Origin of the sequence: Paenibacillus sp. NPDC057934, assembly GCF_042887565.1 — a bacterium.
Taxonomy (GTDB): Bacteria; Bacillota; Bacilli; order Paenibacillales; family Paenibacillaceae; genus Paenibacillus_AQ.
The window spans coordinates 323,472-346,336 of record NZ_JBHVPB010000005.1 but is presented as its reverse complement, the minus strand read 5'-3'; the positions used below and the strand labels follow the sequence as shown (position 1 = coordinate 346,336).

The 22,865-nt window shown below is 47.8% G+C and carries 19 protein-coding genes; 3 read left to right on the top strand and 16 right to left on the bottom strand.

What is annotated here, in order from left to right:
* Window positions 1-94 precede the first annotated feature (94 nt).
* Together ACFVRY_RS13875 and ACFVRY_RS13870 are read left to right on the top strand one after the other, a co-directional pair.
* Window positions 95-1,033: a DUF1385 domain-containing protein gene (locus ACFVRY_RS13875; RefSeq protein ID WP_387500976.1), complete on the top strand. Its 939-nt coding sequence runs from the start codon at window positions 95-97 to the stop codon at window positions 1,031-1,033.
* 7 nt (window positions 1,034-1,040) lie between these two features.
* Window positions 1,041-1,373 (top strand): hypothetical protein, encoded by a 333-nt coding sequence (locus ACFVRY_RS13870; RefSeq protein ID WP_387500771.1) that lies wholly within the window; start codon window positions 1,041-1,043, stop codon window positions 1,371-1,373.
* A gap of 64 nt (window positions 1,374-1,437) precedes the next feature.
* On the opposite strand, the gene ACFVRY_RS13865 is transcribed toward ACFVRY_RS13870, so the two are convergent.
* The 3 genes from ACFVRY_RS13865 to mntR form a co-directional block, all read right to left on the bottom strand.
* Entirely contained in the window at window positions 1,438-2,361 is a 924-nt protein-coding gene (locus ACFVRY_RS13865) for a patatin-like phospholipase family protein (protein ID WP_387500975.1), read from the bottom strand.
* Between the two features lie 90 nt (window positions 2,362-2,451).
* Window positions 2,452-4,161: a family 10 glycosylhydrolase gene (locus ACFVRY_RS13860; RefSeq protein WP_387500770.1), complete on the bottom strand. Its 1,710-nt coding sequence runs from the start codon at window positions 4,159-4,161 to the stop codon at window positions 2,452-2,454.
* 140 nt (window positions 4,162-4,301) lie between these two features.
* A complete protein-coding gene (mntR, locus tag ACFVRY_RS13855) occupies window positions 4,302-4,727 on the bottom strand; it encodes a transcriptional regulator MntR (RefSeq protein WP_066363772.1) in 426 nt (141 codons plus the stop codon).
* 193 nt (window positions 4,728-4,920) lie between these two features.
* On the opposite strand from mntR, the gene splB reads away from it, so the two are divergent.
* On the top strand, window positions 4,921-5,997 hold the full coding sequence (splB, locus tag ACFVRY_RS13850) for a spore photoproduct lyase (protein ID WP_387500768.1): 1,077 nt from the start codon (window positions 4,921-4,923) through the stop codon (window positions 5,995-5,997).
* An 89-nt stretch (window positions 5,998-6,086) separates the two neighbouring features.
* Here splB and ACFVRY_RS13845 read toward each other — a convergent pair whose 3' ends face one another.
* The 13 genes from ACFVRY_RS13845 to ACFVRY_RS13785 form a co-directional block, all read right to left on the bottom strand.
* Complete coding sequence (locus tag ACFVRY_RS13845; protein ID WP_387500767.1) at window positions 6,087-6,800, bottom strand: cytochrome c biogenesis CcdA family protein; 714 nt, start codon at window positions 6,798-6,800, stop codon at window positions 6,087-6,089.
* A gap of 260 nt (window positions 6,801-7,060) precedes the next feature.
* Window positions 7,061-7,864 (bottom strand): metal ABC transporter permease, encoded by an 804-nt coding sequence (locus ACFVRY_RS13840; RefSeq protein WP_387500766.1) that lies wholly within the window; start codon window positions 7,862-7,864, stop codon window positions 7,061-7,063.
* Between the two features lie 802 nt (window positions 7,865-8,666).
* Window positions 8,667-9,383 (bottom strand): metal ABC transporter ATP-binding protein, encoded by a 717-nt coding sequence (locus tag ACFVRY_RS13835; protein ID WP_483875151.1) that lies wholly within the window; start codon window positions 9,381-9,383, stop codon window positions 8,667-8,669.
* Window positions 9,384-9,449: 66 nt separating this feature from the next.
* The gene (locus tag ACFVRY_RS13830) at window positions 9,450-10,457 is read right to left on the bottom strand and encodes a metal ABC transporter solute-binding protein, Zn/Mn family (RefSeq protein WP_387500764.1); all 1,008 of its coding nucleotides are present in this window, start codon (window positions 10,455-10,457) and stop codon (window positions 9,450-9,452) included.
* 387 nt (window positions 10,458-10,844) lie between these two features.
* A complete protein-coding gene (metG, locus tag ACFVRY_RS13825) occupies window positions 10,845-12,857 on the bottom strand; it encodes a methionine--tRNA ligase (protein WP_387500763.1) in 2,013 nt (670 codons plus the stop codon).
* Window positions 12,858-13,208: 351 nt separating this feature from the next.
* On the bottom strand, window positions 13,209-13,472 hold the full coding sequence (gene yidD, locus ACFVRY_RS13820) for a membrane protein insertion efficiency factor YidD (protein WP_387500762.1): 264 nt from the start codon (window positions 13,470-13,472) through the stop codon (window positions 13,209-13,211).
* A 1-nt stretch (window position 13,473) separates the two neighbouring features.
* Window positions 13,474-13,935 (bottom strand): Fur family transcriptional regulator, encoded by a 462-nt coding sequence (locus tag ACFVRY_RS13815; RefSeq protein WP_387500761.1) that lies wholly within the window; start codon window positions 13,933-13,935, stop codon window positions 13,474-13,476.
* Window positions 13,936-14,148: 213 nt separating this feature from the next.
* The gene (locus ACFVRY_RS13810) at window positions 14,149-16,401 is read right to left on the bottom strand and encodes a stalk domain-containing protein (protein WP_387500760.1); all 2,253 of its coding nucleotides are present in this window, start codon (window positions 16,399-16,401) and stop codon (window positions 14,149-14,151) included.
* 331 nt (window positions 16,402-16,732) lie between these two features.
* On the bottom strand, window positions 16,733-17,524 hold the full coding sequence (locus ACFVRY_RS13805) for a response regulator transcription factor (protein ID WP_387500759.1): 792 nt from the start codon (window positions 17,522-17,524) through the stop codon (window positions 16,733-16,735).
* Entirely contained in the window at window positions 17,502-19,355 is a 1,854-nt protein-coding gene (locus ACFVRY_RS13800) for a cache domain-containing sensor histidine kinase (RefSeq protein ID WP_387500758.1), read from the bottom strand. The genes ACFVRY_RS13805 and ACFVRY_RS13800 overlap by 23 nt, the downstream gene beginning before the upstream one ends.
* A gap of 25 nt (window positions 19,356-19,380) precedes the next feature.
* Window positions 19,381-20,208 (bottom strand): carbohydrate ABC transporter permease, encoded by an 828-nt coding sequence (locus ACFVRY_RS13795; protein WP_066363793.1) that lies wholly within the window; start codon window positions 20,206-20,208, stop codon window positions 19,381-19,383.
* Window positions 20,208-21,092: a carbohydrate ABC transporter permease gene (locus ACFVRY_RS13790; RefSeq protein WP_387500757.1), complete on the bottom strand. Its 885-nt coding sequence runs from the start codon at window positions 21,090-21,092 to the stop codon at window positions 20,208-20,210. The genes ACFVRY_RS13795 and ACFVRY_RS13790 overlap by 1 nt, the downstream gene beginning before the upstream one ends.
* Window positions 21,093-21,192: 100 nt before the next feature.
* Entirely contained in the window at window positions 21,193-22,602 is a 1,410-nt protein-coding gene (locus ACFVRY_RS13785; RefSeq protein WP_387500756.1) for an extracellular solute-binding protein, read from the bottom strand.
* Window positions 22,603-22,865: the final 263 nt, after the last annotated feature.

Genomic DNA, 22,865 nt, shown 5'->3' with positions numbered 1-22,865 from the left:
ATGAGGGATATACAAATATATTACAAACGGGAAGGTGAATGGGTTGTCCCAGGATACTCCAAGCTACGGCGGCCAAGCCGTCATTGAAGGCGTCATGTTCGGCGGAAAGCATGTCAACGTAACAGCCGTACGGCGCAAGAATCAGGAAATCACATTTTTGGAGGTGCCGAAAAGCGACAAAAGCTGGGTCGTCAAACTCCGCAAGATTCCGCTGCTTCGCGGCCTTGTCAGTATTATAGATGCCAGCGCCAAGGGCTCCAAACACCTTAACTATTCCGCAGAATCTTATGCCGAGGATGAGGTAGATCCAGAAGAAGCTGCCAAACCCAAGAAGAAGGATAAGGAAGAGGGCTGGAGCCTTGGAATGATCTTTGGCGTCGCTGTAATGGGTATTCTTTCGTTTATCTTTGGTAAGGTAATTTTCACCCTCGTACCGGTTTTCGTTGAAAGTTTTTTATTTAAAAATGCATTCGATAACTATGTTTTGCACAACATCATAGAAGGCGCTATTAAGCTGATTCTGCTGCTGGTCTATCTGTGGGCAATTTCTCAGACACCGGTTATCAAGCGGCTCTTCCAGTATCACGGTGCAGAACATAAGGTAATCAGCGCTTTTGAAGCCGGTGAGGAATTGACCGTGCGTAACGTACAGAAGTACAGCCGCCTGCATTACCGCTGCGGAAGCAGCTTCATGATGCTGACGATTGTGCTTGGCGTAATTATTTATTCTGTAGTTCCATGGGATAGTCTGTGGGAACGTGTGATTCAGCGGATTATTTTGCTGCCTGTGGTTATCGGAGTCTCCTTTGAAGTATTGAAAGGAACAAACGCGGTACGCGACGTACCGGGACTGAAGTACCTGGGCTATCCGGGTCTGTGGCTTCAATTGCTCACAACCAAAGAGCCTAAGGACGAACAGGTAGAGGTATCTATCGCTTCCTTCAACCGCATGCGGGAGTTGGACGCAGAGATCGAAGCAAAGGGATATACGGAAGCAAGTGTGTCAGGGATATTGGATCCGGCGAAAGGATGAGTGGCCTATGAACAGGCATGCTTTGATTTTTTGGAGTGCAATACTGCTGGCAGCATTCGGACTGGTGCACGCGATCATTGATAGTAATTGGGGGGCGTTATCTGAACTGATCATCCCGGTTCTCTTGATCGCTGTGATCTATTATTTCTTCAAAAAACGTGCTTTTGGCGGAAGTCCACGTGGATCTAAGATCAAGGTAAAGCCTTCCCAGAAAACGATGGCCAAGGTAGCTGGCATTCGCAAGAGCCAGACCTCGCCCGGCAAACGCAAAAGCTATCCATTCCAGGTCATCGAAGGTAGCAAGGGCAAGAACGACGATCACCTCCCCAAATATCATTAATGTAAAAAGGCATCTCCACGTTAGCATTTCACGTGTGGGATGCCTTTTTCATTGAATCTGTACTTCAGTGCGGCCGCCAGCCCTTGAAGAATGCCTCGCCTGCCTTGAATCCAGAATCGTACAGCTTGTCACTTAGTTCCGGCGTAATGTCAAATTGGGTCGTACCGACCCCCAGTGTGGGAATACTTACGGTGCGGTCAAACTTCTGCTTCTCAATATACCGCTCATCATGGGCAGATAGCATGGTGGATACCATCGCCTGCAACATCGTGAAGGGACCGGTAATCCGGTTCGGCTGAGGCTCTGCCCTGCCTATCATTCTATAGCCGACAACAGGGGCCAGCGGACTTGAAGACGGACCGCTATTTTCCTGAAACAGCCATAACGGAAAATTGCTGAGTAAACCACCATCCACGATGTACACGAATTGCTCTCCAAATCGCTTGCCTTTCGCAACCTCTCCACTTAATCGCAACATAACAGGATCGAAGAAATAGGGAATGCTGCAGCTCATGCGCACCGCCCTCGCCACACTAAACTGTTCCGGTGATATGCCGTAGTCCTTGAGCCCATCAGGAAGCACGACAATCCGGCCATTCGTAATATCCGAAGCGACAATGAACAATTTCCCAGGAGGCAGATCGCCGAATGTACGGACTCCCTTTTGCTCCAGAATGCCACGCATCCATGCTTCTAGCGCTTCGCCGGAATACAACCCTTTCTTCAGCATCACCCGTAGCGCAGGGCCGACAATCGCGGTATTGAAGACAGGAGCCCGTTTCAGGAACGAAGTAAAGGTGGTCTCCCGAATAATCCTGCTCATCTCTTCCCCGTTATAGCCTGCAGCGATCAGGCTGGCTACAATGGAGCCGGAAGACGTCCCTGCCACTTTTTTAAAAGTACGTCCTGCCCTTTCCGTTGCTGCTACAGCACCCGCAAGTGCAATTCCCTTTACTCCCCCGCCTTCAAATACAGCATTAATGGCCATAACCATAGAATTACCTCCGTTCCCATAGATCTTACTGCTTATCTATGAGCACGGGGGTAAATTCATGACCTATAAGGGATAACTAAAGGATCAGGGCTTAAAATAAAAGGTCAGTAGACTTGAAAGCCCAAACGGATCTCTGACAACAATATCATTAGCGCGGAACATGATGCTTCCCGCCACTTCATTATATTTCTCATTGTATTTCAATTGATTGATGATCTGCTGACCACTCTGCCATTCCGCACTCTGGTCGCTGGCCCCTACTTTATAAGCTGCCAGGCCGATGTAGAGCTTCACCTTAGTGTTCGCTACTTCATTCACCCACCAATCCACCAGCTTGTCATACCGCGCGGCATTGAAAGACAGGCTCCAGTAAATCTGCGGAGCGACATAGTCGATCCAGCCCTGCTTGACCCATGTCCGCACATCGGCATACATGCTGTCATAGGCGGTTACGCCTGCTGTGGTGTCTGAGCCTGTGCTGTCCATCTTGATGTTGCGCCAGACGCCGAACGGACTGATGCCATACGATACCGATGGCTTGGCGCTATGAATCTGTGATCCGAGCTGACGAACGAACTCATTAATGTTGTCCCGGCGCCAGTCATCCTTAGATACGATTCCCTTGGCATTATAGGTCTTGAAGGTGCCATCATCTGCAAAGGTAGTATTCGATGGATAGAAATAATCGTCCAGATGAACGCCATCAATATCATAACCGTTGACGACCTCCATTACCGTGTCAATAATATGCTGGCGCGCCTCAGGTACCCCTGGATTTATGTACAGCTTGCCTCCGGCATTTACAATCCATTCTGGGTGGGCTTTTGCCACATGATTGTTAGCGAGGCCTGTAGTAGACGCATCTGTGGTAGCCCGGAACGGGTTGAACCAAGCATGAAATTGCATACCCCGAGCGTGGGCTGCGCTGACCATATATGCGAGCGGGTCGTAGCCCGGGTCCTTGCCCTGCGTTCCGGTCAACACCTTCGACCATGGCACCAAGGACGATGGATACAGGCTATCTGCAGACGGTCTAACCTGCACAAAGACCGCATTGAAGCCTACTGCCTTCAGCTTGTCCAGCAGATTATCGAACTCCTGTTTCTGCTTATCAATTTTCCCGGCAGATGACACCGATGGCCAGTCCAGATTGAAGACAGAGGATATCCATGCACCTTTCATCGCTTTACTGACACCCGTACCAGGAAACGGAACTGTCGGTACTGTTGGCGTCGGTGTTACTGTTGGTGTTGGTGTTGGCGTCGTCATTGGTGTTGGTGTCGCCGTTGGTGCTGGCGTAGAGGTAGGTCCAGTCGATGGTGTCGGCTGCTGCGGACCTGAGGATTGCGGCGGCTCTACCCCTGTATACAAGGAGATATGCTTCGTTGCTTGATCCCATACCACCTGCAACCCGAGCTGTTCACTTACAAAACGCAGCGGTACCATTACCCGGCCCTGCTTCACCTCTACAGTGGATTCAAGGGTGACTGCTGTTCCATTCACCAGGGCGTTCTTCTGGCCGCTGGTCAGCTTGATAAGCGTGTCTCCTTGCGTGATCGTAGCCGACTTGCTGTTCTGATTCCATTCAACACCTGCGCTTAGTCCTTTACTGATCACACTGATGGGCACCATGGTCACATTCTTCGGTGTAATATAAGGGGGCACATCACTAACCAGCGCCTGCCCGTCCAGTTCGATCGTAATCTGAAGCCCCGCCGCACGTACCCCTACAGAAAACAACGGCAGACTCAGGATGATTACCAGTAGTCCAAGCATCCATTTACGGTATTTCATAATTCCTCCCCAATTCCAAAAAGTGTGGTAAAAAAACAAAAAAACGGAGTCATCCTAAAAAGGACGGTATCCGTTTTGACGTAAAAAACTGGGAAAGGTTGCGGTAAATTCGCAGAAAAGAAACATCCGGGTCCCTTTTTCTAAGAATCGCTAACCAGTTCATCATGAATATTATAAAGTGTCTGCACTCGTTCCTGGTCCCGGCGGAAATATTCCACCAGTGTCTCAATACGCGTGATGGAGTCCCAGCTCAAGTGATGCTCGATGCCTTCAACATCCTTATAGATATTCTCCTGCTGCACACCGATCAATTCAAGAAATTGCTCCAGAAGCTGATGGCGGTCAACCAAACGTTTTCCCACTTTTTTTCCTTTATTGGTCAGGACAAGCCCACGATATTTCTCATAGATGAGATATTCGTCCTTATCCAGTTTTTGGATCATCTTGGTCACAGATGAAGGGTGGACTTCCAATCCCTCGGCGATATCCGAGACCCGCGCATATCCCTTCTCATCGATGAGCTTGTATATGCGCTCCAAATAATCCTCCATGCTGGGTGTTGGCATTCAACTTTACCTCTTTTCTATAATGAGCGTGGCGCATAAGGCCAAACCTTGCTCTAACAATGATACATGTTTCTCCCGCTCCTTGGCAAGTCCCGCCACATTTTGCAGCCCAAATTGCACAGGATTACCACGGTTTCAATGACCACTAAACCTGCACACTAAGGACATCCCCTATATGAAGGAGCGTGTATACATGTCAACCGTGACACCGAAACGCCCTGCAGTCAGGCGGCAAAAAAGACCTACAGCCCCCTTCATGCCTGAGCTTGTTTTTTTCGAGCCGAACGCCCTGAATTACCCCAAGGGGGAGCGGATTATGGAGTGGGTCAAGAGCAATAACCTCCCTTACCGCATGACAACATCGCATAATCGTATCACCAATCTCCCCGGCGAAACGGAATCCGAACAATATAAAATTGCCAAACGAACACTTGTCGTCGGCTTGCGCAAAACACTAACCTTCGATCAGTCCAAGCCTTCTGCCGATTATGCTATTCCCATCGCGACCGGATGTATGGGGCACTGCCATTATTGTTATCTTCAAACCACCCTTGGAGCCAAGCCTTATATTCGGGTATATGTTAATACGAATGATGTGATGGATGCCGCCAAAAAATATATCGAAGAGCGCTCACCCGAAATCACAACGTTCGAAGCCGCGTGTACCTCTGATCCGCTAGGTCTGGAGCATATTACCGGTTCCCTAGAGGAACTGATTAATTTCATGGCCCAGGAGCCTCTGGGACGGCTGCGATTTGTCACTAAGTATCAGCATGTGGACCCGCTGCTAAAGCTCCAGCATAATGGTCATACGCGCATCCGCTTCAGTATCAACGCCGATTATGTCATCAAGAATTTTGAGCCGGCCACCGCCCGGTTCGAGGAACGTATAGAGGCCGCTGGTAAGGTCGCTAGGGCCGGCTATCCCTTGGGCTTCATTATTGCCCCTATCATCTGGCATGACGGCTGGCAGGAGGGCTACGCAGAGCTATTATCCAAGCTCGCAGAAGCACTGCCTCCTGAGGCGGGAAAAGGCTTGACCTTTGAAATGATTCAGCATCGCTTCACCAAGACGGCAAAGACGGTGATTGAGAAGCGATATCCAAAGTCGAAGCTGGAGATGGACATCGAAAAGCGAAAAAAGAAATGGGGACGGTGGGGTCAGAACAAATACGTCTACCCCGATGAACAACAAACCGCCCTGCGAGAATTCATCACAGAGCGGATTTTCGAACATTTTCCAGAAGGTAAGATTGATTATTTCACCTGATGAAATAGGCAGCATAGGGCGTACCTTCTAGCTAAAGCAGCAGAACGGATCACAGCCATTGCACCATATAAATTCCAGACAAATACAGCTTAAAATTTAAGCCAATTAGGGGTCAGTCCTTGCAACCAAATCGTGATGCGGAACATCTGATCCGTAAAGAGCAACAGGCCCATAAGCACCATCAGAATGCCACCGATCTTCATCAGCACGTTGGAGTATTTCAAGATGCGTCTGGCTCCGCCTAGGAAAAAAGCCAGAGCAAAGAAAGGCAATGCGAATCCGATACTATATGCCGTAATTAGGGTGAACCATGTGCCGGGATCGCTGGCTGAAAGCGCAATAATGGCAGTCAGAATAGGACCAATACACGGTGACCAGCCGGCAGAAAAACCAATGCCGAAGATAAAAGATCCGGCATAGCCTGCCGGCTTCCATTTTAGATCCAGCTTTCGTTCACGCATCAGAAATTGCGGCTGAAAAATACCAAGCAGAAACAGCCCCATAACAATAATAAGGATTGCCGACAACTGGCGGATCAAATCACGCTGGCCGTTGAAGAACTGCCCGAACAACCCCGCGCCAAAGCCCAATGTGTAAAAGACCGCTGAAAACCCAAGGATAAAAGCCAAAGTATGACTCAAGGTCCGGAAACGGACCTCTTTGGTGTTGCCGCCACTCTTCAATTGCTGAACAGATAATCCGGTTATGTAAGACAAATATGAAGGATACAAAGGCAGGCAGCATGGAGAGATAAATGAGGCCAGACCCGCAGCAAAAGCAATCCCTGCATTAATGTTGGACAAAGCAGCAGCGCTCCTTCCCGATTAATGTCTCTTCCGCAAACCATCTTCAGTACGGTGACTTCTGATTTCCCGTTGTATATGCTAAGATGCTCATTCTCACACTGTCATTGTTCGCCCACACTTTCATAGAGCGTCCATATGTTCACGAATGCCTTCATACGTTCATTGTTACTTTCACACATTCATGGCTGCATTCACACGTTCAACATCAGCCTACGCAGGGCTACCTGACGTATTTACCTGCGTACTCCCTGCTTTGCTTATGTCGGCAAGCCCTTCTTGCCGATCAGCGTCAGAGCCAGCATCGCAATAAGTAACAGGACAATCGTAGCCCCTGGCGCAAGATTCCAGATTCCAGCTACGACAAGACCACCCACTACTGCAATTTCCGCGATAACCACCGATACAATGACTGATGACTTAAAGCTTCGAGATAATAGCAGACTAATGGCTACAGGTATGGTCAGCAGTGCGGATACCAGCAGGGAACCAACGATTTTGATCGCTGTGCTGATTACGAGTGCAGTCAGAATCGTTATTAACATGTTCAACAGCTTCACCGGCAGTCCGCTGACGCTCGCAGCATCCTCTTCAAAGCTGAGTAGAAAGAACTCTTTGAAGAATAGCGCAACCACAATCACAACGGCTATCGTAACCAGTCCAACAACGAGCAAATCCGTATTATCGAGCGTATAGATGCTACCGAACAGATAGCTCATAACATCTGCATTGTATCCTTTGCCCAATGTGAAGAAAAGCGAGGCCAGTGCTACACCGCCAGACATGATGATCGCGATCGACAACTCGGCGTAGCTTTTGTACGCCTTGCGGAGCTTCTCAATGGCAAAGGAGGCGGCAACAGCAAATATCAGCCCCGCACCAAGGGGATAAAATCCCGCCAAAAAGCCCAACGCCACACCGGCAATCGTGACATGCGCCAGCGTGTCCCCGATCATCGACAGACGTCTAAGAACAAGAAAAACGCCTATAAGCGGCGCAGTAATACCAATCAGCAGACCGCCCGCAAGCGCCCGCTGGAAAAAATCGCTGAATAGAATTTCCAAAATCAATTCTCCTTTTTTTTCGATCCCTCCCAAACCCTCCCTTCCCGAAGGGAGGGCCCCAAAGGGCTGCACCCTCTGGACACCGCTAAGTGCAACTGACGTAGGTGGAAGGGATTGCTGTGACTAGAACCGTTTGACGCATGATCGCTTCCGTCCCTGACGGGACACGCTTTTCGGTGGACGGGACTTAGGGACTTGAATGATCTACTGACAAGATCAAGACATAAGGTCAAAAACAAGGGCAAAGACCTGATGTTATCCTATGTTATACAATGGATAACTACAACAAGATCCGGTGCCTCTCATTATCCTATGTTATACAATGGATAACTACAACAAGATCCAGTGCCTCTCGTTATCCTATGTTTCACCATGGATAACCACAAGATCCAATGCTTTGGTTATCCTATGTTTCACCATGGATAACCACAAGATCCAATGCGCTTGGTTATCCTATGTTATACAATGGATAACTTACTTCAAGACAAACATATCGGGTTATCTGACGCTGCACCGCCGATAACTCTCCGATACTAGAACACTTGGGGTGCATAACTGGAAAAACTCCAGTTATTTAAGAATAAAAGCCCCTTTTTCTCAAATTAGCTGGAATTGTTCCTGTTAATCTAGCATTTTAAATGGATTAGAGCTCGATAGCCAAGAAATAACAGGAACTTCTCCTGTTATTCTAACACTAGGTAAGAAATTCATCAGATTACCGGGAGAAAATCCCGTTATTCTCACGTACTAGTCAGCGGTTGCTGAATGTCTTCTTTCAGGCCGAGGATTACCACAGCATCCATCAACTAATCGTGTGCTGAAGATTATCCTCGACACAATCCTGCACATCATGTGAATGGCGGGAGTAGAAATTGATTTTACCGTTGCGCTGGACAGGCTCCTGCCCCAAATAATTGCGGATCATATCAATATCATGCGACACCATCAGGAAGGTCATATGATGATGAGCATGCATATGCGTGATCAGATCGAAGAATCCGGCCTGTGTCTCGGCGTCGATCCCAACGGTAGGTTCGTCCAAAATCAGCAGATCCGGGTGATTGATCAGCGCCCGCGCCAGGAACACACGCTGCTGCTGACCACCGGAAAGCTGACCCACTCTTTTATCCGCAATATCCTGTATACCCATCACTTCGAGTGCATCATCACACTGCCGATGCTGTGCCTTGGATACTCTGCGGATCAGGTTCTTATTGTTGTAAAGGCCGGACAGCACTACCTCACGTACGGTAGCCGGGAACAACGGGTTAAAAGCATTTTTCTGCGGAACATAGCCGATCCGCTCCCAGTCCTTAAACTTGCGCACGGATTGGCCGAACAACTTGATATCGCCGCTACTCGGAGGCAACAGACCAACGATCATTTTCATCAACGTGGTTTTACCAGCGCCATTGGAGCCAATGATACCGAGAAAATCACGCTCTTTTACAGTATAGCTAAGTCCGGATATAACTTTTTGCTCTCCATAGGAAAAGGAAAGATCCTGTATCTCAATCATATGTTGATGACAGTCCAGGGATACCGGTTGCATGCGTAGTACCACCTTTCACGTATACTTTCCTTATTATTGTAAGGCTAGAATTAGATTTTGCAAATTTTTCTCCATCAGGGTGAAATAATTATCGTTATTCTTCTCCTGTTCCTGAGTCAGCCCCTCTACCGGGTTCAGCACAAGCGTCGATACTCCAGCTTCATTAGCTAGTGTCTTAGCCAGACGATCGGAGACCAATTCCTCGAAGAAAATATACTTAATCCCTTCATCCTTCACCAGCTTCGCCAACTTAACCATATCCTGCCCGCGGGGCTCTGCATCCGGTGACAAGCCCATGATCGCATGTTGATCGAGACCGTAATCACGAGCCAAATAGCCGAAGGCCTGATGGGAAACCACGATTTCTTTACCCGGTACCTTGGCAAGTTCGGTTTCGAACTTGGCGTCAAGTGCCTTGAGACGCTCTGCCAGCTTATTGTAACGCTCCTCGTAGCCAGCTTTATGCTCAGGATCAGCGGTTTGCAGACTATTTTTAATATTTCCGGCCATAATCAGCGCCGACTTCGGACTTACCCAAGTATGCGGGTCTGTGTGCAGGCTATCGCCGCCTGGATTTCCATTCTCCGCACCATGATCCTCCGCTCCGCTCTCATGATCAGCATTCCCGCTGCCGCCATGGTTATGACCATCATCTTCATTCGTTTTGATCAAATTAATACCTTGGCTCACTTCCACCGCCTGCACTTTGCTTCCGCGATCCAACCCCTTCAGGAAGTTCGGAACCCAGCCTTCTAGCCCGGCACCATTATACAAAAATAGCTGCGCTTTGGAGGTATTAATAATATCCTGACTGCGAGGCGTCCAGTCATGCGGTTCTACACCGACCGGCAATAGATTGATGGCATGAACGTCATCCCCGCCAATTTCTTTGGCAAATTCATATATAGGATAAAATGTGGTGACCACGTTTACCTTGCCCTCCACAATATTTCCACCACTCTTAGCGCCGCATCCGGCGAGTACCAGAACCAGCATCAGGGCAACCATGAACCACCCTTTGCGTGACATGCGTGAAACCATAATAACTATCGACTCCTCAGATCGTAATATTTACTATGCGAATTATAATAGTAATGGTTACGATAAGTCAACTCTTTATCCTCTTTACCCCCATCGTTAATTCGATATTTCAATTGTCTTTTCTCTTTCTTTAGCTTACCCTTCTATAGCAGATAATAGAATAACGCTGTTGCCGAAGCATAGTCTTACTATCCTTTTTTCTTTTCTCTTCCTTGTCCTCTTTCTTATCGTATATAAAAAAAGGAACATCCCCTCAGCTCTCATAGCTGTAAGGATGTTCCCTTTGATGTACTTTGTTGTACTCCGCTGTGCTCTGCAGTAACTGGAATTATTCCAAATTGTTGCTCCGCACTGCCCTCAATCACTTTTTTTTAATAATGTGCCATCCTACTTCACAATCGCTCCGTTAGGCATGCTCTCCGGCACTGTAGCCAGCGTCAGCTGATCGCCTTTGGAAGCTGCCAAAATCATACCCTGCGACAACTCACCACGCAGCTTAACCGGCTTCAGGTTCACAATACAGATCACCTTTTGCCCTACCAGCTCTTCAGGTGTGTAGAATTTAGCAATTCCCGATACCACCTGGCGTTGCTCGTAACCGAGATCCAGCTGGAGCTTCAGCAGCTTGTCAGCCTTCTTCACAGGTTCAGCGGCGATGACTTGCGCCACCCGCAGCTCTGCTTTGGCGAAATCGTCGATGCCGATTTCTTCCTTGTGCTCTTCTTCCACCTCGGAAGCCTCCGCTACAGGAGCCGCCTCAGCCTGCTGAGCCGCTGCTGCCTTGCCTCCTCCCATCGCCTCAGCGATGTAAGCCACCTCTTGTTCCACATCGAGACGCGGGAAGATTGGATCTCCCTTCGCCAGCTTCGTGCCGGCTGGAATCAGACCAAACACCTTGCCGCTGTCCCATGTAGTCAGCTCGCCTGACGCAATACCAAGCTGCTCCCAGATCTTCGCTGGTGCGCCGGTAAGGAACGGCTGTAGCAGTATGGAAGCCGTCCGCAAACCTTCAACAAGATGTCTCATCACGGAAGCCAGCTCCGAAGTTCTGCTCTCATCCTTGGCAAGCACCCAAGGCTGTGTCTCATCAATATACTTGTTCGTCCGGCTAATGAACGCCCCAATGGCAGTCAGTGCTACGGAGAACTCCATTTTTTCCATCGCTTCTTCTACTTTGGCATAGGTGGTCTGCGCCGCAGCCTGCAATTCGCCGTCGAATGCTGTTACGTTACCCTCATAAGCCGGAAGCACGCCGTCAAAATACTTCTCAACCATTGCACCTGTACGGTTCAACAAGTTGCCTAAGTCGTTCGCGAGATCGTAGTTAACACGGTCTACAAAGCTTTCCGGTGTGAAAGTACCGTCAGAGCCGAATGGCACTTCGCGCAGCAGATAGTAACGCAGAGCATCCAGGCCGTAGCGGTCAATCAGGGTCACCGGATCAACTACGTTGCCCTTGGATTTAGACATTTTTCCATCCTTCATCAGCAACCATCCATGTGCAAAAACCTTCTTCGGCAGCGGCTCTCCCAGTGCCATCAGAATAATTGGCCAGTAGATGGTGTGGAAACGGACGATCTCTTTACCCACAATATGCACATCTGCAGGCCAGTATTTATCATACAGACTACGGTCTTCCGAGCCATAGCCCAGTGCAGTAATGTAGTTGGTGAGCGCGTCAATCCATACATACACGACATGCTTCGGATCGCCTTTTACCTTAACGCCCCAGTCGAAAGTCGTACGGGATACAGCCAAATCTTCCAGACCCGGCTTGATAAAGTTGTTAATCATCTCATTCTTGCGGGATTCCGGCAAAATAAACTCCGGGTTCTCCTCATAGTATTTCAGCAGACGGTCCGCATATTTGCTCATCCGGAAGAAGTAGCTTTCTTCCTTAACCAGCTCTACTGCATGACCACTGTCCGGGCTTTTGGCCCGAATAATGACACCATCTCCATCGCGCTCCACATCAACGAGTTGCGTCTCGGTGTAGAACGTCTCGTCAGGAATGCTATACCAACCTTCGTATTCCCCTTTGTAGATGTCACCCTGCTTCAGCAGTCGGTCAAAAATATCCTGAACGACCGTTTTGTGGCGTTCTTCTGTTGTACGAATGAAATCATCATTGGAAATGTCCAGCTTGCGCCACAGGTCCTTGATGCCAACAACAATATCATCAACGAATTTCTGTGGGGTCTTGCCAGCTTCTCCGGCCTTTTGTTCGATCTTCTGCCCATGCTCATCTGTACCGGTCAAGTAATGAACCTCGTAGCCACGAAGGCGCTTGTAGCGGGCCATAGCATCTCCAGCTACCGTTGAGTAGGCATGCCCGATATGCAGCTTGTCACTCGGATAATAGATTGGTGTTGTCAGATAAAAAGTTTTCTTGTCGCTCAATTGTCGTCACCCTTTCTTCTCCATAAAAAAACAAAAAACTCCCGCCCCCTTTATGGGGCGAGAGTAAACTCACGCGTTACCACCCAAAATTCCCTGTCTCCTCACAGAGAACAGGCTTCTCCAGTTCCCTTGCCGGGAACTGCCCATTAACGCTGGAACACGCCGTGATCTTACGTGAACCCGGTCATGCGGTTCTTCGCTCGAACACAGTTCCTCCCGGACCATATTCAATCTGGCGTCTCCTGCCGGTTCTCAGCTTCCCCGGTTCTCTGTACAGGTGTCCCGATCTACTCATCCGTTCCTCGGAAATCAAGTTATTATCCAAAATATACCCAAAAAGACGCCGTCATGTCAAGTAACCTGAGACGTTCCTCCCTTTGGAGGCTCCTCCTTAAGTGGAGGGACCGGGTCCAAGCCTCCCGGATGGAACGGGTGGCAGCGTGCAATGCGCTTCGCAGCGAGCCATGAACCCTTCAAAGGACCATGAACTTCTACCGCTTCCAGTGCATAAGCTGAGCAGGTCGGGTAAAAGCGGCAAGTAGCTGGTTTAAGCGGAGAAATATACTTGCGGTATACCCGGATTGGCGCCTGAATCGTTCTGCGTCCGACTCCCATCTTAATGCCCTGCTTTACTAAGATTTGCCGACACTGACTCTTCTTCTCGGGTCTCTTCACAATCTTTGCAGTAACCGAACACCTCAAATTTATGCTTGACGACCCGGAACTGGTCCGGCGTATCAGTCAAATTCATCGGACAGAAATGGATTGGATAAGTCTTCATGCATTGAAGGCAAATCATATGATGGTGATGATGATCGTGTACGCAGCTTGCTTTGAACTTCACGCCATCTTCAAAGACGACCTGCTCAAGCACACCCAGCTCCTCCATGACCCGGAGGTTACGGTAGACGGTATCAAAGCTGAGACCGCTATACTTGCGACCCATATGATCATAGACATCCTTCGCTGACAAATATCCTGTATTCTCGCCGAATAACTTGGCAAGCGTTTTGCGCTGATCGGTGATTCGCAGTCCCTGCCCCGACATGACTTCCAATATTTGATCTGTCGACAGCATACGCTCATCTCCCATAATAATTGTTCATTTCAATAACACTCTCTTTATAATGCCCCAAAATAAATGCTCCGTCAATGAAGCTTCATCCTTGCCTAATCAAATATCAGTCCATATGTATTCAATTCATACAAAAACCCGAGGACGTTCAATATCAGAACGCCCTCGGGCTGGATAAGAAAATCTATTTATAAGTGCTTTAAACTGTGAATATCCTTACTTTTTAGCTGGAAGCGGAGTGAAGACAAAGTTTACAGGAAGATTACTTCCGGATGCAACGGTGAAGAGCATCTCAACCGAGCCCTCATATTCACCGGTACGGAAGAGCACCGCGTTCATGTCAGAATTCGACAAGCTTCCTTTATTGGCCAGATTCACAATCACACCATTTACAAGAACAGAACCCAGGTAGTTGCCTCCGCGCGGGTTGAAAGTGATCAGAGTGTTTGGTGCTACGCGATCAATCTTGATCTTGTACAATACGCCAAAGTTTCCCGCATTGGAAGCCTCCGTTCCATTCATTGGATCCGTACCGATAAGGTTCAAATCGTTCTTGTTATCTCCCAAAACAAGTCTGGACGGCACTGTTCCTACTACATCCGGCACAGTGATGATGCGGGTGGAATCAGGATACGTACCACGGTTGTGCACACCGTCGCGGTCAAGAATAGGTAGCAGCGGCAATGTAGCCAACGGATCCTTGGTCTGCTCGATCATGATTACGTTATATTGGATGGCATAATCGCTCATCAGGTCAGCACTCAGTGAGATGATGTCACCCGGCTTCATAGCGACTTTGCTAGTATCCGTCAGGATTGGAACGCTTTGTCCCGGCTGTAGTGTGATCGTGCTATAATTCTGACCAGTCACAATTGAATTATAGTACTTCATAACAGAAATTTTGCCTGTATACTCAGGTGATGCTGCTGGACCCGCAAATCCGACAAATTGGGTCGTAATCGTTGCTGGTTCCGGATTGTTATTGGTTGCAATGATATACACTTTCTGTCTTGTGCTCATGTTGTTCTTATGGTGAACCAGGAAACGTGTCGAACCAAGGGCCGTCTCGCGGTACAGCACCCCTTCGGTGTTCACTGTCTCAGGACTGTTACTGCGGATCAGTGTGTATGGCTCGGAAGAGGTGTTGTACGCCACATTAGGATAGCTTGGGATAGAACCTCCATCGATGGTCAGAACATCACCCGGTTGCGTGAACAACTTGGCTACTTCGTCCTGCGTATACAACTGCTCACTTGTAATATTAATCGTCTTTTCAAAAGTTCCGCTGAGTCCGTGTTTGTCCGTAACCTTCAATTGAATGGAGACTGGACCCGGGTTGAAATAGGCAAGTGCGCGATTCGACCATTCGACCGTCAATTCTTCGCCTTCAGGATCGTAGCTGTGATCAGTAATGGTCACTGGCTCACCCATTTTATATTCATCTTTATCTGTCGTGAAGTTGGCTACCGGCGGCTGGTTGGGCTGCAGGACATTAATGGTTACAGAGTAAGGATTACTCCATTCTCCATTCGCGTCTCTAACGGAGTAGCTAACGGTATAGGAACCTGGTCGATCATATACATCCTGCTTGCCATCCCAGCGTTCTTCAACGATGGCCGTGCCATTCGGGGAAGAGCTGGTTGTAGTAAAGGCTACAGGCTGGCCTGCATAGATCTCGGTCGGCTGAATCGTGAAGGAAGCTTTAGGCTTGGTATCCAGTGTCAGAGTGACACTTTTTTGTACATTATCTACGGTATAAGGAATGCCCAGTGCCGCAGTAATGGAGGTTAGCGGGATCATAAAGGTACCATTGAACAGGTAAGCTGGACCTTTCATCGTTACCTTCTTACCATTGACAGTGTAGACATTACTGTCCGTCTTGAACCGCATAACGTCAGTACCTTTAGTTACGACTGTTTCCTTTGTTTTGTTGTCAAAAACGAATTTGACCCCTACCCGCTCCACCATGGCGCGGATTGAAACATAGGATACACCATTCTTGACTGCCATTGGCTGGTTAGCCAGATACAGAACACCATTAACATACATCTTGTTGCTGTTCATCATCAGAATAAGCTGATTGGGACCACCAGTAGGAATAGGCTGTACGCCTGAGCCCGGAGTAACGGTTGGCGTCGGAGTTGCACTCGGTACTGGTGTTGCTGTTGGCAACGTTGTAGATACAGGTGTTTCTGTCGTTACGGGTACGTCACTTGGTGGTGGCGTGGGTGAAGCTTGATCTGCTCCAGGCGCTCCGTTGTTAAGAGGCTGTTCTGTGGCCTCTGGCTGATGCGGCAATGCGTCTGTTGCTCCCGCCGGATTGACCGTGCTCTGTGGCGCAGTATCCGTGACAGCGGCACCAACTGTGCCGATCACCGTACCACTTACGGAGGACGCAAATGCCGGAACGGCTGCAGCGACCTGGGAAACGGCCAGTACAGCAACTAATGCGAGTTTTCTAAAATTCATTGTATGACTCCTTCTGCTCCTATTTGACGGAATATTAGCGCACTACGATCTTGTTAGATATACAGCAGCCACATTCCCTGCAAAAATGCAGCCATCCATAAGGACGGCGGTCAGATCTGCCACGAACCTTTTTAACAAAACATAGTATTAGACGCATAAGGTCTTAAAAAGTTTCAGAAATGTAAAGAAAAGATTAACGCTAGTTCCCATAAACATGGGAAAACACCTCCCTGAATCGCTAACCTTGATCCAGGAGGTGTTTATAGTATGTCATTACGCATTTTTTATAGGATTAAGATTTCTTGGAAGCCCCACCAAATGATTACTTGGCTTACTCGGCACTACGCTTCCAGGCCTCACGATACTCCTTAGGCGACATTCCCGTCTGTTTCTGGAATACTTTGGTGAAATAACGCCGTTCCTGATAGCCGACTCCCGAGCCAATTACCGCAATACTTTTCTCGCTGTGGGCCAGCATGAACTTGGCGGCATCGACCCGCTGCTGCGTTACATATTCGACAAATGTCATAGAGAAGCGATTCTTAAACAACAAGCAGAAGTAGCTGCTGCTAATACCAAGCTTGCCAGCTACCTCTTCAATACCAATATCGGAACTCAACTTTTCTGTAATGTACTGTACTGCCATGTTCATGAGCTGATCCGATGATTTTTTCGAGTTCTCACTTCCGTTATCCGGCACTTCCTGGAACAAAGGGAGACTATTAAACAATTTATCTTTGTATTTTCTGCTGCGAATATGGGCCCCGATCTCACGCACCTTGTTGCCCAATTCCTCATAGTGTATCGGCTTGCAGATGTACTCCCTCACCCCAAGTCGGATCGCTTCACGCGCATAATCAAATTCCTGATAGCCGGTGAGCAGCAGTACCTCGCACTCATTGCCAAGCTCGCGCAGCTTACCGACGAATGTCAGACCGTCCATGACGGGCATGCGAATGTCACACAACACAAGATCAGGATGTATCTCCTCGGCGATACGCAAAGCATCCATACCGCTGCGGGCCATACCCGACACAGTCATGCCCATTTCTTCCCAGGGCAGCACACGGTTCAAATTGTTGAGAATCGGCGCCTCGTCATCAACCAATAATACTTTTAGCATAATGATCTTCCCCCTGCTCGTATTTAGGTATGACGCATTGTATGATCGTTCCCAGACCCGGGCTGGAGCAGATAAAGACACCGTATAAGTCCCCATACTCAATACGAATACGGTCGGCCACACTGCGGACACCAAGTCCCCGTCGCTCATGGTACATCCGATTCTCCGGTTGGTCCTTAACTTCCTGCTCCGCGTTCTCGTTCACCATGTACTGAAACAGTGATAACTGAGCCGGCGTCATGCCGATACCGTTGTCTGAGATTCTCAGGATCAGATTCCCTCGTTCTTCCCAGCCCTGAATGATCAACTTGCCTGTATAATCAATCCCCTCAAAGCCGTGTTGAATACTGTTCTCCACAAGCGGCTGTAGCGTAAGCTTTAGTATCCCGCAGCTCATTAGCTCCTCAGGAATGTCGATCTCATAGTCGAATAGATCCTCAAAACGGAACTTCTGGATATCCAAATAATTGCGCAGATGCTTCGTCTCTTCCCCAACGGTAATTTCATCCCTGCCCTGAATGCTGATCCGTAAAATACTGGCCAGCCTGTAGACCATTTCGCTTACTTTTCGCCCTTCATTCTGTACCGCCAGCACATTAATTGACTCCAGCGTGTTAAACAAGAAATGAGGCTTGATCTGTGCCTGCAGCACACGCATTTCGGCCTGATTCTTGCGCCGCTGCTCGACCTGAATTCGATTGAACAGACCATTGATCTTATTCATCAGATCGTTGAAGCCCTTCGCCAGCAGGGTCAGCTCATCGTTCCCTTTTTCCTCGACACGGGTAGTCAGATCTCCATCTTCCACACGACGCATGAAACGGACAATGACCGCAATGGCCCCGGTAATCCGGTTCATAAAGAACAGATTGAAGAAAACGGCTGCCAAGAAACAGATAAATACAACAATCACGAACCAGCGCGCAAACACTGTCACTTCACGGGATAATGTCTCCCAAGAGGTCACGGATACAAGACTCCACGGATAATCCTTCAGGTGGTATACCGAGAGAATACTTTTCTCGCCGTCGAACTCGGTTTTAAAGCTCTGAAATCCTTTTTTGAAGGCTACTTGCTTAGTGGTAAAAGATTCAAAATTCTGCCCATCCAGCTTACGGTCCGGATCAAACAAGATCATACCGTCATCATTGACCAGCATGAAGGATACATTCTGATCACTATCGCCTATCTTCAAATTGCGGAAGATCGACTCGAACTCCCAGTTTTTAATTTGAACAACCAGTATGCCTATATTCTGGAAAAAGCTTAGCTCCTTCACGAGCCGAATTTGCGTAAACACGGGTTCAGTCCCCGTGAGTTCCGGGTATTCGTGAGGAGCCAGCCATTTGGGCACACCATTGAGCGACATTACTTGCTTGTACAAGTCGCTCTCTTTGAATTTGTCATAAGGCATCGTGCGGAAATTCTCTTTGGTGAAAACCGAGACAATCTCCGAGCTGCCTTTTCCATTAAAATTGTACAAAAACGCATAACTAATCGAAGGATGATTGTATAACAGACTCCGGAAATTGCGCTGGCTGGCATTCAGGTTCAGTTGCTCGGCATCCGTCAGATCCTGTTTGGATGGATCATCAGCACTTAGCGCCATATGGAATACCGAGGTGGCAATTCCGTTGTCTGTTACATTGTCCATGTCTTTGAAGACATTGGAGATACTGTAGCTGATCGCCTTCAGGGAATATTCCGACTGCTGGCTATATTTTTTCTCAATAGAATTATAAGTCACGAAGAACATGATCATACCAAGAATAAATAATGGAATGATAATCAGGCCCACAAATGCCGTAAAGAGTTTATAACGCAAATTCATCGGCCATGCTCCTGACCCTAAGGGATTATCCTTTCACACTACCCGCTGTAACGCCTTCAATGATTTTCTCCTGCAAAATCGCATAGATAACAACCACTGGCAATACGCTGTAGACAATCCCCGCGGACATCTGTGCATAGTTCATCTGATATTGATCGCGGAATTGGACCATGCCCACTGGAAGCGTACGCAGTTCATCATTGGAAAGGAAGTAGTTGGCTAGCAAGAATTCATTCCAATTTCCCAGGAAATTCACAATGAATACTGTAACCATAGCGGGAACCGTTAGAGGTACAATAATTCTAGCAAAGATACCAGGGGCATTCAAGCCATCCATAACGGCTGCTTCCTCAATTTCGGAGGGCAAAGATCGCATAAAAGCAGCCAAAATAATGATGGTAAAAGGAATCGCATTCGCAATATAAGGAATGATCAAAGCCCAGTGCGTGTTCAGAATTCCCAGCTTGCGCACAATGTTGTAGATTGGCAGCATCAGTGCGTTGTTAGGAATCAGCATCCCTACCAGAACCAGAGAGAACAATATCGTATTCCATTTGCCCTGGCGCATACGCGTGATTGCAAACGCAAACATCGAGGCCAGCAGGATAGATACTACCGAAGATAAGATAGAAATGTACAAGCTGTTGAAGAAATAGGTGCTTATTTTCGCATTGACCCATGCCTCAACATAGTTATTGAAGACAAACTCTTTCGGAATGCCAAAAGGATTGAGCGCAATCGCGTTGTTATCCTTCTTCACAGACGAGAACAGCACGAATAGGAAGGGAAACAGGATGACCAGCAGATAACCCAGCAGGATCACATGGGGCAGACTCTTTTTCAGGGTGCGCATCAGTATTCCACCCTTTCTGTACGCCGGGCAATAAGCACTTGATACAGTACCGTGACCACCAGCGTGAACGCAAAGATCAGAACTGCAATGGCATTGCCGTAGCCATATTTGAAGTTGGTAATCGCATATTTAATCATATAAGTTGCCATAACCTCGGTAGAACCTGCTGGTCCGCCCTTCGTCATGACGATAACGATATCCGCCGCCTTCATCGCACCCGCGATGGACAGCATGATGACTACTGAAATAATAGGGACAATCAAAGGAAGAGTAATCCGGGTCGCCCGCTGGAAGCGGGTAGCGCCATCAATTGCCGCAGCTTCATCCAGTTCGCCTGGAATGGACAGAATAGCCGCCAGCACCATGACAATATAAAATCCGGTCCACTGCCACGCATTGGTGATCAGGATGGACAGCATCGCGAACCGTTCATCCGACAGCCAGTATACCGGGTTGATTCCGACCAAACTCAGCAGTTTGTTAAGGAGTCCAATGTTTGGCTCGTAGATAAAGCCCCACAGGATTCCGATAACCGCCGTTGACATAATCGATGGCATAAATACCGCTGTCTTGTACAGACCCTTCAGCTTTTTCACATTTGCGATCAGAAGAGAGAAGATCACGATCAAAGGAACTTGGATAAATACGGAGAACAGAATGAACCAACCGTTGTTTTTCACCGAAATCCAGAACCTTTCATCCCCAAAAGCCTTCGAATAATTACTTAAGCCAGTAAATTTAACTGTCGATGATACACCATTCCAACTGGTAAAGCTGTAATAGATGGAACTGAAGATTGGATAAATGAAGAACATCAGGAACAGAATTAAAGCAGGAATAACAAACAGCGTGAAAACCACAGGGTTTCTTAATGCTTTATTCATGGCTACCTCCAATTGCTTAGACATCAGAGAACGATTTAAGGAAGTATTTTAAAAAATGTACCCTGGAACAAGCGCCAGGGTACATTCAGTTTCCTGCTTCTTATTCCACTGCCGCGTTGGCTTCTTCCTGAACCTTTTGCAGCGCTTCGCCCATCTTCTCAGGTGTGGTCTGTCCGCCGATCAGCTTTTGAATTTGAATGTTACTGATCTCGGTGGTTACATCCGCTTGCACAAGAGAGTCAAAGGCCGGGAATGAGGATTGGGAGTTGTTCAGTACAGCCACGATCTCGCTCATCAGATCGTCTGTAATATTCTCATTCAATACGTTTTGGTCAATCTTCATTGCAGGCAGCACGCCATCTTCTACAAGTCCGCGAAGCTGCATTTCTTCATTAAACAGATTTTTGATGAAGGACTTCACTGCAGCCAATTGACGAGGATCATTAGCTACCGCAGCAGAGAAGCCGTAACCATTATTCACATCACGCATCAGAGCAGTTTGGTCACCCACGCCACCTTCAACCGGAGGAATATTGAAGAATCCAACTTTACCGATCAGGCCTTCACCAGATTGACCTGGTTTGAAAACGGAAGACTTCCATGTTCCGTCATACAACAGGATGGCTTCACCACTTGTGAATTGTGTTGTATATTCAGCGTACTCGAAGCCCAGTTCGCCTTTTTTGAAGTACCCTTTGTCTACCCAGTCTTTGTACTTGGCAAAGCCTGCAACGACTTGTGGATCCGTCCATTTAGCTTCGCCAGTAGCGAACTTAGCAGTAACTTCCGGTCCAGCATAACGGGACCACAAGTGGTTAGCCAGCATCAACGGTACCCAACCTGCTTTGGAGGCACCAGCCAATGGCACTTTGCCGTCAGCTTTGATATCTGCCAATTGTTGTTCCAGTTCGGCAAAAGTCGTAGGAGCCTTCCAACCCTTGCTGTTATAGTACTCTTTGTTATAGAAGAATCCTTCGCCGGAACCGCCGATTGGCAATCCGTAGATCTTGCCTTCATAAGTAAACGGATCAAGGTTGGAGAACTTATCTTTGATGCCCAGTTCTTCCAGAATAGGCGTCAAATCAAGGAGCTTGTTTTCTTTTGCATAAATCTTGGAGTCAGGGCTACCGAACAGATCGAATACCTGCGGTGGATTGCCTGCCGCCATTTCACCACGAAGTTTTTCTTTGCGGTTAACGTCTGATTCAACGCCGTCGAGCTTAAAGGTTAAACCAGGAACATCCCCTTCTACTTTCTTAACTACATCCTCCAAAATAGCCAAGCGTTTTTGTTTGTCTGCCCCTACTTGTGTGTGACGGATCGTCATTTCGAACGGCTCCTCACTTACCGGTTCCTCAGTAGCAGGCGCGTTCGTAGCTTCCACCGTGTTTGTTCCAGTTTTGTTGCCCCCACCATTGGTAGTGCTATTGTTGTTATTTCCTCCACAACCGGCAAGCAGCGCAGAGCTTACGAAAATCAGGGACAACAGCAAAGTCATACTTTTTTTCATTTTTGTGACCCTCCCTATTTAATGATTTCGTTTACAGTTTCTATTATAAAAAAAGGTGATTGTTAACGTAAGGTTAAGATTCATCTACAACAGGGATAAAATTGTCTAATGTAAGCGAAATCATTGTTATTTTTTAACTTTTAACGTTAGTATATATAACATTAAAGTTTCTGAAAGCTAATTACAAACTTGAATAATCATCATAAAACAATAAGAAATGCTCTGTTTATTGATCGTATAACAATTTAATGTTATGTATTTTA

Excerpts from the sequence above, each read along its gene's own strand:
- ACFVRY_RS13785 (WP_387500756.1), bottom strand. The coding sequence starts at position 22,602 with ATGAAAAAAAGTATGACTTTGCTGTTGTCCCTGATTTTCGTAAGCTCT.
- ACFVRY_RS13865 (WP_387500975.1), bottom strand. The coding sequence starts at position 2,361 with ATGGCCATTAATGCTGTATTTGAAGGCGGGGGAGTAAAGGGAATTGCA.
- ACFVRY_RS13860 (WP_387500770.1), bottom strand. The coding sequence starts at position 4,161 with ATGAAATACCGTAAATGGATGCTTGGACTACTGGTAATCATCCTGAGT.
- ACFVRY_RS13795 (WP_066363793.1), bottom strand. The coding sequence starts at position 20,208 with ATGCGCACCCTGAAAAAGAGTCTGCCCCATGTGATCCTGCTGGGTTAT.
- ACFVRY_RS13810 (WP_387500760.1), bottom strand. The coding sequence starts at position 16,401 with ATGAATTTTAGAAAACTCGCATTAGTTGCTGTACTGGCCGTTTCCCAG.
- splB (WP_387500768.1), top strand. The coding sequence starts at position 4,921 with ATGTCAACCGTGACACCGAAACGCCCTGCAGTCAGGCGGCAAAAAAGA.
- mntR (WP_066363772.1), bottom strand. The coding sequence starts at position 4,727 with ATGCCAACACCCAGCATGGAGGATTATTTGGAGCGCATATACAAGCTC.
- ACFVRY_RS13875 (WP_387500976.1), top strand. The coding sequence starts at position 95 with ATGTTCGGCGGAAAGCATGTCAACGTAACAGCCGTACGGCGCAAGAAT.
- ACFVRY_RS13835 (WP_483875151.1), bottom strand. The coding sequence starts at position 9,383 with ATGATTGAGATACAGGATCTTTCCTTTTCCTATGGAGAGCAAAAAGTT.
- ACFVRY_RS13805 (WP_387500759.1), bottom strand. The coding sequence starts at position 17,524 with ATGCTAAAAGTATTATTGGTTGATGACGAGGCGCCGATTCTCAACAAT.
- ACFVRY_RS13830 (WP_387500764.1), bottom strand. The coding sequence starts at position 10,457 with ATGGTTTCACGCATGTCACGCAAAGGGTGGTTCATGGTTGCCCTGATG.
- ACFVRY_RS13800 (WP_387500758.1), bottom strand. The coding sequence starts at position 19,355 with ATGAATTTGCGTTATAAACTCTTTACGGCATTTGTGGGCCTGATTATC.
- ACFVRY_RS13815 (WP_387500761.1), bottom strand. The coding sequence starts at position 13,935 with ATGCTGTCGACAGATCAAATATTGGAAGTCATGTCGGGGCAGGGACTG.
- ACFVRY_RS13870 (WP_387500771.1), top strand. The coding sequence starts at position 1,041 with ATGAACAGGCATGCTTTGATTTTTTGGAGTGCAATACTGCTGGCAGCA.
- yidD (WP_387500762.1), bottom strand. The coding sequence starts at position 13,472 with ATGGGAGTCGGACGCAGAACGATTCAGGCGCCAATCCGGGTATACCGC.
- ACFVRY_RS13790 (WP_387500757.1), bottom strand. The coding sequence starts at position 21,092 with ATGAATAAAGCATTAAGAAACCCTGTGGTTTTCACGCTGTTTGTTATT.